This is a genomic window from Saccharopolyspora phatthalungensis, from assembly GCF_014203395.1.
In the GTDB taxonomy this organism is placed as follows: Bacteria; Actinomycetota; Actinomycetes; order Mycobacteriales; family Pseudonocardiaceae; genus Saccharopolyspora; species Saccharopolyspora phatthalungensis.
The window spans coordinates 1,729,522-1,746,573 of the sequence record NZ_JACHIW010000001.1 but is presented as its reverse complement, the minus strand read 5'-3'; the positions used below and the strand labels follow the sequence as shown (position 1 = coordinate 1,746,573).

The window sequence follows — 17,052 nt, the reverse complement described above, 5'->3', positions numbered from 1 at the left end:
CATTCCTCGACGCAGATGGCGAGGAGTGAGCACGGAATCCGTAACGGAAGGGAGTAAAGAGAAAATGCAGGTGCAAGCGCTGAACAAGCGCGCGATGAACAAGTATCAGGAGTTGCACAACGCGCTGGAGGTGGTGCGGATCGCGTTGCAGGAAGCGGCGAGGCTGCACGCCAAGATCCGGAAGCCCGTTGATGAGGACTCCGGGTGGCGGGTGCCGGACCGTGAACAAGTTGAGGCCGGGCATCACAAGGCGACCGAGCAGTTGAACGTGCTGCACACGAGCACGGTGAAGTGGGAAAAGGAACTCGTTTCGCGTGGATGGAGGGTTTAAGGAATGGGCCGGTTTCAGGTGGATGCCGTGATTGAGGATCTGGACAAGGCGATGGTCAAGCTTCGTGACGCGATGGCCGGGATCCAGGTGCGCACGGCGGGGTTCAAGAAGGAGCATGACGAGTTGGCCCGGAAGGTGGCCGATTACAAGGTGGACCTGGAAGACGTGGCCCCCTACATCGCCGCGTCCAGGTAGCAACACAACGCACGATCGTTTCGGGGCTCGGCTGCCCTATGTGGTGGCCGGGCCCCCCTTTTTTGTCTTTTTCCGCGATATCGGGAGTTGGTCAGTGATGGGTAAGGAAACCCGACGCAAGGGAATCGAGTGGCGCGTTGCCGGGTGGATGGTGCGGCATCCGGGGATCAGTGCCGCTCCGGCCGTGCTCGGTGCCGGTGTGGCCGAGTTGGGGCCCGCTGGTGCCGGGGCCACGCTGGCGGCTCTGGGTGTGGCGGGGTTGTCGTGGTACCGGGGCCACCCGGAGACCTTCGACCGTTACGCGGCTCCGTATGTGCGGGCGTTTCGCCGTAGATGGCTGCGGTATGTGGGCCGCAGGTGGCGGGATTTGATGATCGATTGCGAGTTCGGGCGGGAGAACCGCCGCACCGGCCACATCGAGGTGCCGCGCCTGCTGCGGGTGCGTTCGGCGTCTCCGTCGATCGACACCCTGTATGTCAAGGTCTTGCGCGGGCAGTCGCTCAAGCGTTTCCAGGACGCGCAGGATGAGTTGGCGATGGCGCTGCGGGCCGACGCGCTGGGCATCGTGAAGGTTCAGCCGGGTGTGATCGCGTTGACCGTGGTGCGGGGCAACCCGTTCGCCGACGTGATCGACCCGGCCGAGGTTCCCGTGGATTCCGCTGATGTGGATTTGCGCAACCTGTATTTCGGTGAGGACGAGTACGGCAACGACTGGACCGAACCCCTGCTCGGTCATCACCTGATCGGGTGCGGGGCGACTGGTTCGGGTAAGGACTCGCTGATCTGGAATCCGTTGCGTGGGATGGGCCCGGCGATTCGTGACGGGTTGGTGCGGGTGGACTTCCTCGATCTCAAGGGCGGTATGGCCGCCGGGACCGCCCGGTCGCTGTTCCACCGCTACGCAGCCGAGCCCGACACCGGTCTTGAGGTCATTGAGGCGTTCCGCGATGACATGAAGGCTACCCAACGTCACCTGGCCGAAAGGGGCTTGCGGAAGTTCACCGTCAGCCGCGAGACCCCGTTTCGGGTGCTGATGATCGATGAGCTAGCCATGATGACGGCCTTGGGCAGTTCAAGCACCACGCGGGCGGCCATCAAGCTCATGGCCGAGGTGATGACCCAAGGCCGCGCCCCGGGTTTCGCGTTGTGTGCCTACGTGCAGGAGCCGACCAAGGACATTGTTCCGGTCCGGGACCTGTTCACCCGCCGGATTTGCCTGCGCACCACGGCCGAGAACCACCCGGACATGGTGCTGGGCGAGGGCATGCGCATCAAGGGCGCGCTGACCGATGAGATCCCGGCCGATGAGGAATACGCCGGGATCGGGTTCCGGGTGGATCAGCGCTCGCGCCGCCCGACCCGTGTGCGGGCCGGGTGGGTCTCGGATGCCGATATCGCCGAACTCGTGCGCACCTGCACCCCGGGCCCGGTGGATGAGTCCAATGTGGTCCAGTTCCACCGCGACGAAGACCAAGACGAAGACGAAGTCGCCTGAAAATCCTTACGTAGAAGGGAAAGCGTGATGAAGCCTGTTGTCCTTTTTGAACTGACCGGTCAAGCGATCAAGACCATTCTCGGGTTGCTGGTCCTGGTCGTGGTGGTGCTGGCGTTGGTGTGGTTGCTGATCGGGCCCGCCTACGCCATCGGCGGGGGCATCGGGGTGATCGTGCTCGTGCGGGGCCTCTACGCACTGTTCGCCCCTAGCCGCGACGAATAAGGGGGCGGTCATGCGACCCGAGAATGTCTCTCGCGCACCGTCGGCGGGCCTGGCGCAGTCGTGGTTGTCGCCGGTGGCGTTGGTGCTGGTGGCACTGGCGGCGGTGATGGGGTGGGGCGCGAGCTTCGTCGGTTTGCACGAATACGGCATGACTTCCATGACCGGATTCGACTGGTACACCGCGTGGTTGGTGCCCGCCACCTTCGACGGCGCGGCGTTCGCCTGCACCCTGATGACCTACCGGGCCTCGATCAACGGCCGCTCCGCGCTGCGGGCCCGCATGTTGATGTGGGGCTTCACGGCCGTGAGTGCGTGGATCAACTGGATCCATCAAACCACCCTGGAAGCCCGCCTCGTGGCCGCCGGGTTGCCGGTGGCGGCGGTCGCGGTCTTCGACATCGTGCTACTGGAAATGCGGGCCGACTTCGAAGCCCGCCACGGCCGCACCGGCGTCCGGCTACGCCCCGGACTGCTCCTGGTCCGCTGGCTGGTCGACCGCGCCGGTACGGCAGCGGCCTTCCGGGCACAGATCACCGATATTCCCGTGCATCACCTCGTGGGCCTGGGCATCCAACCACCTGCCACACCGGACGGGCAGGACAAGCCCGCACCGGCCCCGGAGCCCGACCAGCCGCCTGCCCCGACACCACCGCAGGAGCCTGCGCCGACACAGAAATCCCCGGCTGTTGCCAAGCGGGGGCCGAATCTGCCGCCCCCGATGGTCAAAGCCGTCCTCGGCGCGCGATCAAAGGCGGCTGCGCAGGGGCGGGAGCTTACCGTTGCCGACGTGCAGGCCGTGATCAATATCTCCGGCGAGTTGGCCGAGCGGATCGTGGCCGACTACACCACCAACGGGCACCCGGTCGCCTGAAACCCGTTGCCGCACAACTGAATACCCGGAACCAATGTCAGCTCGGCGGGATACCACCGTAGGGCCAATGGGTCCGGGGGTGTCCCGCCTTTGTGTTTGTCCGGAGGTGGACACCCATTGCCCCCAACCGCTCTCATCAACCACACCGACTACCAGCGGATCACCGCCGATGGTTTCCAGCGCCGTGCCCGCGCAGCCGGGTTTGCGCAGTGGCGCACCGATATCGAACGGCTCGGCGGCTGCACCCAACCCATCCGCTTGTCGGGCTCGTGGGCGGTTCAGGACAACACCACCGGCACCGTGCTGGACTCGCTGCATGGGCGGGTGATGGTGCCCTGCGGCAACCGCCGCGAAAGCGTCTGCCCCGCCTGCTCCGACCGCTACGCCGCCGACGCCTTCCACCTGCTGCGCGCCGGGCTGGCCGGGGGCACCAAGGGCATCCCGGTCACCGTTGCCGACAAGCCACGCCTGTTCCTCACCCTGACCGCCCCCAGCTTCGGGCCGGTCCACAACCGCCGCACCCCCCACGGCAAGGCGATCCCGTGCCGCTGTGGGGAGTTCCACCATCCCGACGATCCCCGCCTCGGGCAGCCGGTTGACCCAGGCACCTATGACTATCTCGGTCATGTTCTCTGGCAGGCACACGCTGGCCAACTCTGGCACCGGTTCATCACCGCCCTGAAACGCCACCTCGCCCACGCCGCAGGGCTCCCGCAACGCGCGTTCGCCGACCACGCCCGGCTCTCGTTTGCCAAGGTGGCCGAATACCAGCGGCGCGGGCTGGTCCACTTCCACGCCGTGATCCGCCTCGACGGACCAGACGGACCCGGCGACCCCACCCCCACCTGGGGCACCGTCCAGGCACTCACCAACGCCATCCACACTGCCCACGTCGGCACCCGGATCACCTCGCCCGACATCGACGGGCGCACCTGGGAGCTGGCTTTCGGAGAGCAGATTGACATCCGCCCGATTCGCCCCGTCCAGGCGGGTCAGGTTGAGGATGAGCGCGGTGTGATCACCGATGACCGGTTGGCCTCCTACGTGGCCAAATACGCCACCAAAGGCACCGGCAAGAGTGAAGCCGCCGACCGCCCCATCCGCTCCCAGGCCGACATCGACCGGCTACGCATCACCCCGCACCACCGCCGGATCATCCAGACCGCCTGGGATCTCGGGGCCCCGGTGCCCTGCCCGGACTGCCACCCCCACGGCTTCCACCACACCGACGGGTGCGGCTGCCAGCACGCCCACTACTGCGCCACCTGCGGCAACGGCGGCGAGGTCACCCGCACCGTCCGGCAACACCGCCTCCACCCCGAACTCGGCGACCGCCCCGACCCAGTGGACGCGCTCAAACTGCGTCGCTGGGCACACATGCTCGCCTTCCGGGGCCACTTCCTCACCAAGTCCCAGGCGTATTCCGTGCCGTTCCGGCAGATCCGCGACGACCGACGCCGCTACCGGCACGAACACACCCTCGCCGAACTCGGGGTCACCGACGACTCGATCACGGTGGTCAACCACTGGTCCCTGGTCAGCGTCGGCCACCACACCCCCGAAGAACGCGAATTGGCTGCCGCTATCGCCGAACGGCAGCGAGAGGCACGCAAACACCGCTACGCAACAGAAAGGAAAGACTGATCAATGGAACGTCAAACGTACACAGTGGACGAAGTCGCCGGGGTGCTCGGCGTCTCTCGTGGCGTGGCCTACGGGCAGGTCCGCGACGGCGTGATTCCCTCGCTCCGCCTGGGTAAGCGCTGGGTCATTCCCAGGGCGCGGTTTGATGCGTGGCTGGCCGGGGGTGGGGCCTGATGGGTTTCGTCAATCCCACCCCGAGCGGCAAGTGGCGCGCGAACTGGCGCGACCCGGAAGGCAAGCAACGGGCCAAAACCTTCCGCACCAAACGGGAGGCCAGTGCCTTCCTGGCCCAGATCGAGACGCAGAAGACGCAGGGCTCCTACGTCTCACCCCATGCCGGGCGGCTGCTGTTCGGTGATCACGCGCAACGGTGGATGCGCACCTGGAATACCGAGATCACGACAGCGGCACGTGACGGGTCGGTCATGCGCAACCACGTTCTACCGCAGTGGGCCGCCTGGCAGCTGTCGAAGATCGACCATATGGCCGTGCAGGAGTGGATCACGCAACTCTGTGAAAAGCACTCTCGCGCGCTGGTCGTGGAGTGTTACCGGCTGACCTCCGGGGTGCTGAAGTCGGCTGTCCGGAACCGTCTCATCCCGTTCAACCCGGCTGAGGAGGTGAGGATTCCGAGGAAGCGCAAGCGCGACACCGACGAACGCATCATCAGCCGGGCCGACGTCCGCTCGCGGTTGCTGCCTGCGGTTCCCCAGTTCTACCGGGCTGTCGTGGCCACTGCGGCGGGGGCGGGGCTGCGCTGGGGCGAGGTAGCCGGACTGTGCTCCGATGCCCTCGACCTGGACAACGGCACGCTCCGCGTGATCAGAACCGTGGTGGAGGTCGGCGGACACACCTCGTTCAAACCGTTCCCGAAATCGAGCGCCGGTCGCCGCACGGTCCCGCTTCCGTCATGGCTGGTCGAGATCATCCGTGAGCACGTTCGAGCCTGGCCACCATCGGAGCAGGGCCCGGTGTTCACCAACACGGTCGGCAAGCCGCTTAGGCGGACCCTGTTCCGTTCCCGGGTGTGGAAACCGGCACTCGTCCGCGCGGGCCTGCTCGGCGAGATTACCCAGACCTCCTCTGGTGCCTGGGTCGGCTCCTGGACTGGCGAGCATGGCGACCCGGTGTCGGCGGAGTTCATCACCTACGCGGCCGTGGTGAAGGAGGTGGCACGACACGCCCAAGGCGGACTGAAATTCCACGACCTCCGCCACTCCTACGCCACCTGGCTCGTTGACGACGGCGTACCGGTGAACATGGTCCAGCGAGTCATGGGCCACGAGCGCTCCTCAACCACTCTCGACCTCTACACCCGCCGCACCGACAACGGTGACCGCATCCTCCGCGCACTCGACGACGAGAATGGCGACGACGACGCCAACGGGCCCGTACCCGTCCGCTGATCGCCTGCTGACTATTCGCTGACTGGTGCTGGTCTGAGGAATGGGAAAGGGCCTGGTCGGAGTCTCCGTGTGGAGCTCTGACCAGGCCCTTTGCCTTGTCGGGGTGGCGGGATTTGAACCCACGACCTCTTCGACCCGAACGAAGCGCGCTCCCAAGCTGCGCCACACCCCGATCTTCCAGCGGCGAACATCTCGGGTGCTCGTCCAACCGCCGGATCACAGTCTAGCGGACGCCTTGACCCGCTCCGGACCGGGTCCCTCTGGCGGACTTTCCGCTGGTTGAAGCGAGTTTCTCGGAGCGGGGCAGCAAGGTCAGCAGGGTGGCCTCGGGTGGGCACGCGAAACGCACCGGAGCGTACGGCGAGGTGCCCAGGCCCGCCGAGACGTGCAGGTGCATGTGCTCGCCCCAGGTGGACGCGCCGCGCGCCCGCGACCGGTCCAGCTCGCAGTTGGTCACCAGCGCCCCGTACCCGGGCAGCCGCAGCTGCCCGCCGTGGGTGTGCCCGGCCAGCACCAGGTCGTAGCCGTCCTCGGCGAACGAATCCAGCACACGCGGCTCGGGGGAGTGCGTCACGCCCAGGCGCAGCTGGGCGTCGGCCGGTGTGGGGCCCGCGATCAGGTCGTAGCGGTCCAGGTGAAGATGCGGGTCGTCGAGCCCGGCCAGGTGGATCCGCATCCCGGCGACCTCGATCTCGTGCCGCCGGTGCGTCGCGTCCAGCCAGCCCCGTTCGGTCATTGCAGCCCGCAGATCGCGCCACGGCAGCGGCTCCCCGTGGAGGCGCTTGGCCTTGGCCGACGGCAGCAGGTAGCGGGCCGGGTTCTTCGCGGTCGGCCCGTAGTAGTCGTTGCTGCCGAAGACGAACACGCCCGGCCGGTCCAGCAGTGGGCCCATCGCGCGCAGCGCCCCGGGCACCGCCTGCGGGTGCGCCAGGTTGTCGCCGGTGTTGACCACCAGATCGGGGTCCAGGTCGGCGAGGGCGGCCACCCACCGCTGTTTGGACCGCTGGTTCGGGGTCATGTGCAGGTCGGAGATGTGCAGCACCCGCAGCGGTGCCGCGTCGTCGGCGAGCACCGGCAGCGTCGCCTGCCGCAGCGTCCAGTGGCGCCGTTCGATCGCGGCCGAGTAGGTGACCGCGGCGGCGCCGAGGGCGCCCGTGGTGAGCAGAATCCGCCCGAACTTGTTCACCCCACCAACCCTACGACGACACCGGTCCCAGCGGCTGACTGCCCGCCTGCGGACTCGCTCTGGACGCCGGTGCGGGTCGTAGGGGCGCTAGGCGGATTAGCCGCCTCTCGGGGACAACGATCAATCCAACCACCGGCTGCGGCTTGGCTCCGCGCCCCAAGCGGGATAATCAGCACATGGCCGAGCTCAAGGACAAGCTGCGGACGGACCTTTCCGCCGCGATGAAGCAACGCGACACCGTCGTCACTGGAGTCCTGCGGATGGCGCTGGCCGCCGTCAGCAAGGAGGAGGTCGCCGGCAAGCAGGCGCGCGAACTCACCGACGAGGAGGTGCAGCGCGTGCTGAGCAAGGAGGCCAAGAAGCGCGACGAGGCCGCCGAGGCATTCCGCGGGGCCGGGCGCGCAGAGCAGGCCGAGGCCGAGCTCGGCGAGGCCGAGATCTTGCGGGCCTACCTGCCGAAGCCGCTCGGCGACGACGAGTTGGCGCAGCTCGTCAAGGACGCCGTCACCGACGTGGCGGGCGAACTCGGCGAGCGGCCGGGCATGAAGCAGATGGGCCAGGTCATGAAGGCGGCCAACGCCAAGGTCGCCGGTCGCGCCGAAGGCGGCAAGGTCGCCGCCCTGGTCAAGGCCGAACTGGCTGGCTGACGCCGACCCGAGACAGCGGCTCAATGATCGCCGAACCAGGTTGGTCGGCCGGGTTGGCGTGTCGGGACCGCGGTCAGTCGCCGGTGGCGTTACGGCGCCAGTAGGCGAGGGCGTACAGGCGACGCCGGTCCAGCGCGAGCTCCTGCTGGCAGTGTTCGCGCAGTTGGCGGACCACGTCGGCTTCCGCGCCGATCCACACGTGCGGATTCGGGCCGAGCTGAGCGGATCGCAGCGCGTCCGCCAGCAGCGTGCTTTCGCCTGGCGGGATGCCGTCGCGGTGCAGCCAGTGCCAGGCCACCGCGGCGGCCGAGGAGATCGACTGCTCCTCCGCCGCGTCGGCGACCTCCGCGAACACCTGCACGCGCGCCTCGGCGGGCAGCTCCTCCAGGATCGCCCCGATGGCGGGCAGCGCGCTCTCGTCTCCGATCAGCACCAGCGCGTCGGCGTCCGGCTGCGGCCGGTACGCCGGGCTGGGGCCGACGGTGACGATTTGCTCGCCGGGCGCGGCCTGCGCCGCCCAGGTGCTGCCCGGCCCGTCGTGGTCGTGCACGACGAAGTCGATCGCCAGCTCCAACCGCTGCGGGTCGAACCAGCGGACCGTGTAGGTGCGCTGGCGCGGCTGCTGCTCGCGGGGCAGCGCGAACACCTCGGCGCGGGTCCGGCCCAGCGGCATCGGCTGGCCGGGCTGCGGCAGACACAGCTTGATCCGCTGGTCGCTGCCGTTGCTGGCGAAGTCCGAAAGCCCCGAACCGCCGAGTATGACGCGCACCATCCGTGGCGTGATGCGCTCGGTCGACCGCACGTCAAGCAACCGGTATCGGGATCGCGCGCGCCTAGTGCTCGCCTGCATGCTCGTCACGCGTCCGAGTCTAGAAACCCGTTGCCGGGCCCTGGCGGGTGGCGATTTCAACGGAAACCAGCACGCAGCACGCCTAGCTCCATGAAATCGCCGGAGGGTGTCACGGCGGGAAGCCCCCGGTCGGGAGGCCGGGCATCTCCGGCCGTTGCGGCGGGCCAGGGGGTGGTGGCGGCGCCGCACCGGGCGGCGGCTTCGCCGGCGAGGGCGGTGGCACATAGCCGGTGCTCACCGAGATCGTCACGACCTCGCCGGGCAGCGCGAAGCCCCGAGGCGTCTGGCTGGTCACGGTGCCCTGCCTGCGTCCGCTGTTCACCGAACGCTCCTGGACCTTGTAGCCAGCCTTCTGCAGCGTGTCGGTGGCCCGCTTCGCCTCCAGGCCGACGACGTTGGGCACCTGGAATTCGTCGCCGCCCTGCTCGTACCGCTCGGTTGTCGGCGGCAGCGGCGCCACCGGCAGGCCCTCGTGGATGACCTTCATCGCGTCGAAGAAGGTCCGCGCCGGCACCTTGCCGCCGTAGATGTTGCCGCCGTTGACCCCGCACAGCCTGGGCGGATCGCTGTCGCAGATGCCCTGCGGCGAGGTGCCGTCGCTGAAGGTCAGCACGGCGCCAGCGAACTGCGGGGTGGCACCAATGAAACCGGCCGACTGGTGGGCTTCGGTTGTCCCGGTCTTCGCGGCCAGCGGACGGGTCCAGCCCGCCGAGCTGGCCGCGGCGGCAGCGGTGCCGCCCGCCTGGTCGTCCCGGCTCATCCCGACCGCCAGCGCGTTCGCCAGGCCGGTGTCCACGGCCTGTTCGCACGGGTCCTCGGTGATCGACACCGGGTTGCCGTTGCGGTCCTGGATCTGCTCGATCGGCGTCGGCGGGCACCACACGCCGCCGCTCATGATGGTGGCGGCAACGTTGCTGAGCTCCAGCGGACTGGTCGGCGCGTAGCCGAGCGTGAAGGCGCCGATGTTGCGCTGCTTGACCTGATCGGCCTGGGACTGCCCGTTGGAGCCGTTCGGCGCCAACGGTTCGCCGCCCGCAGTGTGCGCGAGCAGCGTCTGGCGCATCCCGAGCCGCGCCGCCATGTCCACCGTCTGCGCGAGTCCCACGCGTTCCTGCAATGCGACGAACGCGGTGTTCGGCGAGGTCGCGAGGGCCATCTGCAAGGTGCGCGGGCCCGGCGCCACGCCTTCGGCGTTGCCGACCGTGTAGGGCGCCATGCCGTTCCTGTACACCATTGACGTGTACGAGCCGGGGGCCTGGATGGTGTTGTAGATGCCCATCCCCTTCTCCAGCGCGGCCGCCGAGGTGAACACCTTGTAGACGGACCCAGCGCCGAACTTGGCCACGCCGCTGGGCAGCGCGTACGCGGTCTGCCCCTTCGCGGCGTCGTTGCCGAAGTCGCGGTTGGCGACCAGCGCGCGGACCCGGTGTTTGTCCTGGCCGGGTTCCACCACGCTCATCACATTGGCGACGCCCTTGGTCATCTTCGGGACGCCGCGCTCGGCGGCGGTCTTCGCCGCGTCGGTGGCGCGCTTGTCCAGCGTGGTGCGGATCGTGTAGCCGCCGCGCTTGAGTTGCTCCTCGGTGAACCCGGAGCGCTCCAGATAGTCGATCACGTACTTGCAGAAGAACCCGTCCGACGGCCCGGCGCCGACGCAACCGTTGGGGATGCCCTGCAAGGGTTGCGCCAGGCCGAGCGGCGCGTTGCGGGCCTCCGCCGCGGCTTCGGGGGTGATCCGGTGCTGGTCCTCCATCGCCTTGATCACCAGGTTGCGGCGATTGAGCGCCTCGCCGGGGTTGCTCTCCGGGTTCAGCGCGCTGGGACTGTTGACCATGCCGGCCAGCAGCGCCGCCTGGGCGATGGTCAGCTGGTCCGGCGTGGTGTTGAAGTAGGTGCGCGCGGCGGCCGCGATCCCGTAAGCCTGGTTTCCGTAGGGCACGACGTTGAGGTAGCGGGCGAGCACTTCCTCCTTGCTGAGCTGCTTCTCCAGCTGCAATGCGATCCGGATCTCGCGCAGCTTGCGTGCCGGGGTCTGCTCGATGGCCTTGGCCTGCTTGACCGGGTCGCCGGCGGCGACCACGTGCACGAGGTAGTTCTTCACGTACTGCTGGGTCAGCGTCGAGCCGCCCTGCGCGATCTCGCCCGACATCTGGTTGGTCACGGCGGCGCGCACCGTGCCCGCCCAGTCGACGCCGCGGTGGTCGAAGAACCGCCGGTCCTCGATCGCCACGATCGCGGCCTTCATGGTGTCCGCGATCTGGTCGGGCGAGGCCGGGGTCCGGTTCTGTTCGAATAGGTACGCGATCGGCCGACCGTCCCGATCTGTGACGGTCGTCACAAGGGGTGGTTCCTTGATCATCAGGTCGGTCGAGATGCTGTTGACCGCGTCGCTGGCGCGGTTGGAGACCACTCCGAGTGACCCCGCGATAGGGAACAACAGGCCGGCCACCAGGACGCCAGCCAGCACACACAGACCGAATAGCTTCAGCAAGCCGTCTCGGACACGCACTTCGCCAGAGTAAATCCGCGCCGCTTCGTGACAGACTGTCACGGCCAAGATCCGCCCGATGTGATGAGTACCAAAGATAACGGAGCGACAACCCTTGGTTGGTTGTGGAACCGGGGGGCTCTACAGTCCGTCTACGTCCAGCGACAGCACTGTTGTGGTTGAAGCAGTTCTGAGCACAACATCCGGTGCCGGGGGGCTCCGGACGAAAAACAGTCGCCGACGATCCAGTGAGGAGCTGGGGGAACTCTATGTTCGAGCAGGGGGACTGGCGGGTTAATGCCGCGTGTCGCGACCAGAATCCGGACCAATTGTTCGTCCGCGGTGCCGAGCAGCGCAAGGTACGAATGGTCTGCTTCGGTTGCCCGGTCCGTACCGAGTGCCTCAGCGAGGCGCTCGACAACAAGATCGAATTCGGTGTGTGGGGCGGAATGACGGAACGGGAGCGGCGCGCGTTGTTGCGGCGCCGGCCCGATGTCCGCAACTGGCGAGAATTGCTGGAAGCCGCCCGGCAGGATTATGCCGATTTCACCGAGTACCAAGTGAGTTAGCCCATTTGGAGTCTGACCGGGCAATTCGCAACCGCGGATTGCCCGGCCCGGCGACCGTCATTCACCGGCCAGCCGGCGGCCGATCTCCCGCAGCCCGGCCAGGTCGTGCACATCCGACGGCAGCGCCGGAACCCCGACCAATGACACTTCCGGGTGCGCCCGGGTAAAACGGGCGAGCAGCCGCTTCTCGCGCTCGGCCACCGCGACGCGGTCGCCGTGCACCCGCAACACCGCTGCGGCCAGCGGCGCCGAACCGGCCTGCTCCATTTCCTCGGCGGTGGTGGCGGCCCGGGCGCCGGAGAGCGCCGCCAAAACCGGGTGGGTACGGTTGGCCACCAGGCCGACCAGCGGCATATGTTCCCCGGCCAGCCGCTCCACGAAGTAGGCGGCCTCCCGCAGCGCGTCCGGTTCCGGCGTGGCGACCACCAGGAACGCGGTGCCGGGTGACCGCAGTAGCCGGTAGGTCTGGTCGGCGCGCTCCCGGAACCCGCCGAAGGTCGAGTCGAAGGCCTGCACGAATGCGGCGGCGTCGGTGAGCAGCTGGCCGCCGATGATGGTGGACACCGCCTTGGCGAATATCCCGAATCCGGCCCCGACGAGCTTGCGCAGGCCCTTGCCACCCGCCCGGGCCGGGCTGGACAGCATCTTGATCAGCCGACCGTCCAGCACGGTGGACAGCCGCTGCGGCGCGTCCAGGAAGTCCAGCGCGGACCGGCTCGGCGGGGTGTCCACGACGATCAGGTCCCAGGCGCCGGAGGCGGACAGCTGGCCGAGTTTCTCCATCGCCATGTACTCCTGCGTGCCGGAGAACGACGTGGAGATCGTTTGGTAGAAGTGGTTGTTCAGGATCTGCTCGGCCCGATCCTGGCCAGCGTGCGCGAGCACCATGTCGTCGAAGGTGCGTCGCATGTCCAGCATCATCGCGTTCAGGTCGCCGGTCGGCTCGAAGCCCTCGGCCACCACCTGCTTGGGCTGGTTGCTGAGTTCCCGCAGGCCGAGCGCCTGGGCCAGCCGCTTGGCCGGGTCGATGGTGAGCACGACGGTCTTGCGGCCGCGCTCGGCGGCGCGCACCGCCAGGGCCGCCGCGGTCGTCGTCTTGCCCACGCCGCCGGAGCCGCAGCAGACGACGATGTGCGTGTTCGGGTCGTCCAGCAATGCGTCGATGTCGACCTGCGCGGGTCGCAGTTGCTCGCTCATCGGGGGCTCCGGATGCCGTGTTCGTTGAGTATCTCGGCGAGTTCGTAGAGCTCTGCGACGTCGATACCGGCAGTGAGGTCGGGCAACGACACGGTCGGCAGGTCGGTGTCGGCGAGTTGCGTGCGGGCCTCGTCCTCGGTGCTGGCGCGGATGGCGTGCTCGATCGTCTCGTGCACGAGCCCGTCCAGGGTCTCCTCGTCGACGTGCAGTCCGGCGGCGGTCAACCCGGTGCGCACCCGCGCCCCGTCCACCCGGCCGGCGGCGGCCGCGGCGACCGAGCGGGTAGGCAGCCGGTTGGGCCGGACCCGGTTGCACACCACGGCGCCTGGCCGCAGGTCGGCGGCATCGAGTTCGGCGACGGCCTCCAGGGTTTCCCGCACCGGCAGTTCCTCCAGCAGCGTTACCAGGTGCACGACGGTGTCCCCGGAGTGCAGCAGGCGAACCACCCCGTCGCTGTGGTCCCGGATCGGCCCGACCTTGGCGAGGTCGGCCATCGCCCGGGTGACGTCCAGGAATTTGACCACCCGGCCGGTCGGCGGCGCGTCGACCACCACCGCGTCGTAGACGTGACGGCCGCGCTCGTCGGTGCGGCCGACGCATTCCTTGATCTTCCCGGTGAACAGCACGTCGCGCAGGCCCGGCGCGAGCGTGGTGGCGAACTCGATCGCGCCCATCTTGCGCAGCGTGCGTCCGGCGAAGCCGAGGTTGTAGAACATCGACAGGTATTCCAGCAGCGCCGCCTCGGCGTCGATGGCCAGCGCCCGGAGCTCGCCACCACCGGGTGCCGCGGCGATCCACTCCTCGGCGTAGGGCAGCGGAGCGGTGTCGAAGAGCTGGGCTATGCCCTGTCGGCCCTCCACCTCGATCAACAGCACCTTGTGACCGCCGGTGGCCAGCGCGAGAGCCAGCGCGGCGGCGACGGTGGTCTTGCCGGTGCCACCTTTGCCGCTGACGACGTGCAGTCGGGCCTGATTCAGTTCCCCGTCCCAGTCGGTCACACGATCAGCGTAAGTGCCGAGTTCGCAAAATGTCCGTCGGTCGCGAACTCGGCCGCTTGCCGTGATCGGCGGCGAGACCGGCGGCTCTCCGCTGGCTACGCAGGGTGCACGCCAGATCCGTGCCGCAAGCCCTCGGTTGTGAAGCAGGCCACGGAGCGCGGCGGCGTAAGCCCGGTGACCGGTCTCCTAAGCTGCACGCATGCAGAAGTGGGAGTACGCGACGGTTCCGCTGTTGATCCACGCGACCAAGCAGATCCTCGACCAGTGGGGCGAGGACGGCTGGGAGCTGGTCTCCGTCCTGCCGGGTCCGACCGGCGAGCAGATGGTGGCCTACCTCAAGCGGCCGAAGGAGGCCTGACATGGGTCGGTGGACGGATCGCCTCGCGGAGCTCGGAGTTCCGCTGCCCGAGGTGGTGGCCCCGGTCGCGGCGTATGTGCCCGCGGTGCGCACCGGTTCGCTGGTGTACACCTCCGGCCAGGTGCCGATGGTGGCCGGTGAGGTCGCGGCGACCGGCAAGGTCGGCGCGGAGATCAGCGCGGACGAGGCCAAGCAGTACGCCGGTATCTGCGCGCTCAACGCGCTCGCCGCGGTGGACGCGTTGGTCGGCCTGGACTCGGTGGTGCGCGTCGTCAAGGTCGTGGGCTTCGTGGCCTCGGCGGAGGGCTTCACCGGGCAGCCCGGGGTGGTCAACGGCGCGTCGGAGCTGCTTGGTCAGATCTTCGGCGAGGCAGGCCAGCACGCCCGCTCCGCGGTGGGCGTGGCCGAACTGCCGCTCGGCGTCCCGGTCGAGGTGGAACTGATCGTCGAAGTCGAGTGATCGCGGTAGTGAGCGAGCAGTGGGGCAGGAGCCCGACTTGCGCGCTCACGACCGGTTATCGCGCGGCGTCACCTGGTTTTGGGTGACGCCGCGTTTTGCTTGCGTCACGGCGGGTCGTCGGCGGGTATCGCGTGCATTGCTTTCGGTGCCTCGGCCATGAAGCGGCATCCACGCCCAGTACGCTGCGATCATCTCGTGCTTGGGTTCGTCCAATCCGTCCTAACCCAAATCGGGCGAGATCAATTCCATTGTGTTGCAAAAGATCGTCCAAGGGCTTGATTTGACCCGGCCCATCCGACCAAAGTTCACCTGGACGGGTGAAGCTGGGAGTCGAGGGCCGCGGGCAACACCCGCGTCGATGGCGTGCGAGGCTTGGAGGGGCCGACGTGGCGGTGCGTGAAACCGATCTGCTGTGCCACGAACTACTGCTTCGACTCGCCGGCCGACTGCCGGACCGGCACCTGTGGCGCTTCCGAGACTGGCTGGCCGGGGACGCCGCCGACATCGTCGCGAGGATGCTGCCGGGCACGCTGGTCCGCGAGCGCATCGCGCTCGACGAGGCCGAGTACCAGCTGCTTTCCAATGCGCTGGTACCGCTGGGCGCCGACGCCGCGATGGTCAACGCCATCCTGCCCCTGGATCCCGACGCCGTCCGACAGCACGCATTCAGCTCCGAGCGGCCGATGGACCGCGTCGGCGATTCGGCGCTGCTGGTGCTCGGCGCCACGCTGCGCGGGCGACCCGGCGTCCGCGAGGTGCGCAGCAGCTGGCGGCACAGCGCGGACGGTGCGGTGAAGCTGGTCGTGCTGGTGACGGCCGGTGCCGATGTAGTCGGCCTCACCGGGGAGATCCAGCGCGTCCTGCGGGCGCTCGGCGAACCCGAACCCTGCGTCGAGGTGCTCCCGCCAGACCTCGAACCCACCGCGTACCACCACGCCGCGCTCGCCGAGTCGGTGCTGGTGTGCGCGGGAGCCGAAGAACTTGCCGGCCGTCGCGGTTGAGCGGCGGACATCCGTGAAGGAGGCGCGCGTGGTGGATGTGGCTGAGGGGGCCGGCCCGGTGGACCGGTTGCACAACCTCTTGCTGGCCGTGACCGGACGGGTGGACGACGATGGGATCAACTCGATCCGCGAGCTGCTCGGCATCGGTAGGCCGGACGCCGCGGCCGAGTTCCTCACCGGCTGCCTGGTGGCCGGCCGTATCCCGGTGACCTCGACCGAGCAGTACCACCTGCGCCGGGTACTTGACGAGACCCGATCGGCGCACGCCCTGACGGACCGGCTGCACGTGGTGGACTCGGTGCCGTCCGAACAGCACCGGTTCGGCGATCCGGGCGAAGCCGACGCCGACTTGGTGGCGGCGCTGGCCTCGGTCACCGGGCGGCTCCAGGGTGTGCGCGGCCTGTGGTGCACCTCGCGGACCACTCCGGCCGGAGCCAGTTATGGAGCGCTGCCGCGGCGCATCCTGCTCGCCGAAGTGGGTTCGGAAGGCTCCGCCGCGGCCGTGGCCTACCAGCTGATCGAGGCCCTGCGGCGGGCGGGCGTCTGCTGCTCTGTCGACGTCTTCGACAGCGGCGCCGAGCTGCCCGAATACCACCGGGAAGCACTCGCGGCAGCGCACCGGGTGCACCTCGACGAGCGCGCCACCCACCAGTCGACGACGCCACGTCGGCACAGCGCACCGGCCGAAGAGGCGCAACACCCGGCCCCGGTGGCGCGGGAGGATGCGCAGCCGGCGTTAGCGAAGCCGCGGCGGGCAGCGGAAGAGCTTCCGGCGGAGCCGGACCAATCGACCCCGCAGTCGGTGGCACAGGCCGCCGAGGCGGGCGATGCGCAAGCCGAGGGCAACGGCATGCGGGTGCCGCCGGCGGTCGATGCGAAACTGACCGACCGCGAGCGCAACTTGTTGCGCAAGCTGCACGAGGAGCTCGCGCAACGCGAGCGGTCCGCGCCCAGGCGGCCGAATGGCGCGGGCAACGGCGAGGACGGCTGGACCTCGACCATGCCGGGCGGGACCGGCGGTTTCCCGCCGATCGGCGCGGCCCCGGCCAACAACCAGGCGGCCTACACAGCCCAGCAACAGCGCTCCTAGCCGCTCAGCCACGCCGTTTTCCAGCTGACCACCGTGCGCACACT

At 68.6% G+C, this 17,052-nt stretch carries 19 protein-coding genes and 1 tRNA gene; 14 read left to right on the top strand and 6 right to left on the bottom strand.

The features are described from left to right. The first annotated feature begins 64 nt into the window (after positions 1 to 64). From BJ970_RS07735 to BJ970_RS07700, 8 genes are all read left to right on the top strand, one after another. Positions 65 to 331, top strand: coding sequence for a hypothetical protein (locus BJ970_RS07735; RefSeq protein ID WP_184725433.1), 267 nt, complete (start codon positions 65 to 67; stop codon positions 329 to 331). Between the two features lie 27 nt (positions 332 to 358). Then, the gene (locus BJ970_RS07730) at positions 359 to 526 is read left to right on the top strand and encodes a hypothetical protein (protein ID WP_246471855.1); all 168 of its coding nucleotides are present in this window, start codon (positions 359 to 361) and stop codon (positions 524 to 526) included. Positions 527 to 623: 97 nt separating this feature from the next. Then, positions 624 to 2,021, top strand: coding sequence for a cell division protein FtsK (locus BJ970_RS07725; RefSeq protein ID WP_184725431.1), 1,398 nt, complete (start codon positions 624 to 626; stop codon positions 2,019 to 2,021). Between the two features lie 27 nt (positions 2,022 to 2,048). Further along, positions 2,049 to 2,243: a hypothetical protein gene (locus BJ970_RS07720; RefSeq protein WP_184725429.1), complete on the top strand. Its 195-nt coding sequence runs from the start codon at positions 2,049 to 2,051 to the stop codon at positions 2,241 to 2,243. 10 nt (positions 2,244 to 2,253) lie between these two features. Beyond that, on the top strand, positions 2,254 to 3,114 hold the full coding sequence (locus BJ970_RS36975) for a DUF2637 domain-containing protein (protein WP_221467076.1): 861 nt from the start codon (positions 2,254 to 2,256) through the stop codon (positions 3,112 to 3,114). Between the two features lie 117 nt (positions 3,115 to 3,231). After that, a complete protein-coding gene (locus BJ970_RS07710) occupies positions 3,232 to 4,758 on the top strand; it encodes a replication initiator (RefSeq protein WP_184725426.1) in 1,527 nt (508 codons plus the stop codon). 3 nt (positions 4,759 to 4,761) lie between these two features. Continuing rightward, positions 4,762 to 4,932 (top strand): helix-turn-helix domain-containing protein, encoded by a 171-nt coding sequence (locus tag BJ970_RS07705; protein WP_184725424.1) that lies wholly within the window; start codon positions 4,762 to 4,764, stop codon positions 4,930 to 4,932. After that, positions 4,932 to 6,164, top strand: a complete 1,233-nt coding sequence (locus BJ970_RS07700; protein WP_184725422.1) for a site-specific integrase — start codon at positions 4,932 to 4,934, stop codon at positions 6,162 to 6,164. The genes BJ970_RS07705 and BJ970_RS07700 overlap by 1 nt, the downstream gene beginning before the upstream one ends. Before the next feature lie 98 nt (positions 6,165 to 6,262). Here the strand turns inward: BJ970_RS07700 and BJ970_RS07695 are convergent. Both BJ970_RS07695 and BJ970_RS07690 read right to left on the bottom strand, forming a co-directional pair. Beyond that, positions 6,263 to 6,336 (bottom strand) — tRNA-Pro (locus tag BJ970_RS07695). A gap of 51 nt (positions 6,337 to 6,387) precedes the next feature. After that, positions 6,388 to 7,350 carry a metallophosphoesterase gene (locus tag BJ970_RS07690; RefSeq protein ID WP_184725421.1) on the bottom strand — a complete coding sequence of 321 codons (963 nt, stop codon included), beginning with the start codon at positions 7,348 to 7,350 and terminating at the stop codon, positions 6,388 to 6,390. A gap of 176 nt (positions 7,351 to 7,526) precedes the next feature. Here BJ970_RS07690 and BJ970_RS07685 point away from each other — a divergent pair, with 176 nt between their 5' ends. Beyond that, the gene (locus BJ970_RS07685; protein WP_184725419.1) at positions 7,527 to 7,997 is read left to right on the top strand and encodes a GatB/YqeY domain-containing protein; all 471 of its coding nucleotides are present in this window, start codon (positions 7,527 to 7,529) and stop codon (positions 7,995 to 7,997) included. Between the two features lie 73 nt (positions 7,998 to 8,070). Here the strand turns inward: BJ970_RS07685 and BJ970_RS07680 are convergent, their stop codons facing one another. After that, complete coding sequence (locus tag BJ970_RS07680) at positions 8,071 to 8,847, bottom strand: siderophore-interacting protein (RefSeq protein WP_184728951.1); 777 nt, start codon at positions 8,845 to 8,847, stop codon at positions 8,071 to 8,073. Between the two features lie 109 nt (positions 8,848 to 8,956). Continuing rightward, positions 8,957 to 11,356, bottom strand: coding sequence for a penicillin-binding protein (locus BJ970_RS07675; protein ID WP_184725417.1), 2,400 nt, complete (start codon positions 11,354 to 11,356; stop codon positions 8,957 to 8,959). 248 nt (positions 11,357 to 11,604) lie between these two features. Here BJ970_RS07675 and BJ970_RS07670 point away from each other — a divergent pair, with 248 nt between their 5' ends. After that, positions 11,605 to 11,904 (top strand): WhiB family transcriptional regulator, encoded by a 300-nt coding sequence (locus BJ970_RS07670; protein ID WP_184725415.1) that lies wholly within the window; start codon positions 11,605 to 11,607, stop codon positions 11,902 to 11,904. Between the two features lie 57 nt (positions 11,905 to 11,961). Here BJ970_RS07670 and bagB read toward each other — a convergent pair whose 3' ends face one another. Both bagB and bagA read right to left on the bottom strand, forming a co-directional pair. Continuing rightward, positions 11,962 to 13,101, bottom strand: coding sequence for an ATPase BagB (bagB, locus tag BJ970_RS07665; protein WP_184725412.1), 1,140 nt, complete (start codon positions 13,099 to 13,101; stop codon positions 11,962 to 11,964). Next, positions 13,098 to 14,099: an ATPase BagA gene (bagA, locus tag BJ970_RS07660; RefSeq protein ID WP_184725411.1), complete on the bottom strand. Its 1,002-nt coding sequence runs from the start codon at positions 14,097 to 14,099 to the stop codon at positions 13,098 to 13,100. The genes bagB and bagA overlap by 4 nt, the downstream gene beginning before the upstream one ends. A 199-nt stretch (positions 14,100 to 14,298) precedes the next feature. On the opposite strand from bagA, the gene sp36 reads away from it, so the two are divergent. The 4 genes from sp36 to BJ970_RS07640 all read left to right on the top strand — a co-directional run bounded on the left by sp36 (position 14,299) and on the right by BJ970_RS07640 (position 17,008). Further along, the gene (gene sp36, locus BJ970_RS07655) at positions 14,299 to 14,457 is read left to right on the top strand and encodes a Sp36 family protein (RefSeq protein ID WP_093157991.1); all 159 of its coding nucleotides are present in this window, start codon (positions 14,299 to 14,301) and stop codon (positions 14,455 to 14,457) included. A gap of 1 nt (position 14,458) precedes the next feature. Continuing rightward, on the top strand, positions 14,459 to 14,917 hold the full coding sequence (locus BJ970_RS07650) for a RidA family protein (protein WP_184725410.1): 459 nt from the start codon (positions 14,459 to 14,461) through the stop codon (positions 14,915 to 14,917). A 386-nt stretch (positions 14,918 to 15,303) separates the two neighbouring features. Next, on the top strand, positions 15,304 to 15,918 hold the full coding sequence (locus BJ970_RS07645) for a hypothetical protein (protein WP_184725409.1): 615 nt from the start codon (positions 15,304 to 15,306) through the stop codon (positions 15,916 to 15,918). 28 nt (positions 15,919 to 15,946) lie between these two features. Beyond that, the gene (locus tag BJ970_RS07640) at positions 15,947 to 17,008 is read left to right on the top strand and encodes a hypothetical protein (protein ID WP_312864154.1); all 1,062 of its coding nucleotides are present in this window, start codon (positions 15,947 to 15,949) and stop codon (positions 17,006 to 17,008) included. The last annotated feature ends 44 nt before the right edge of the window (positions 17,009 to 17,052 follow it).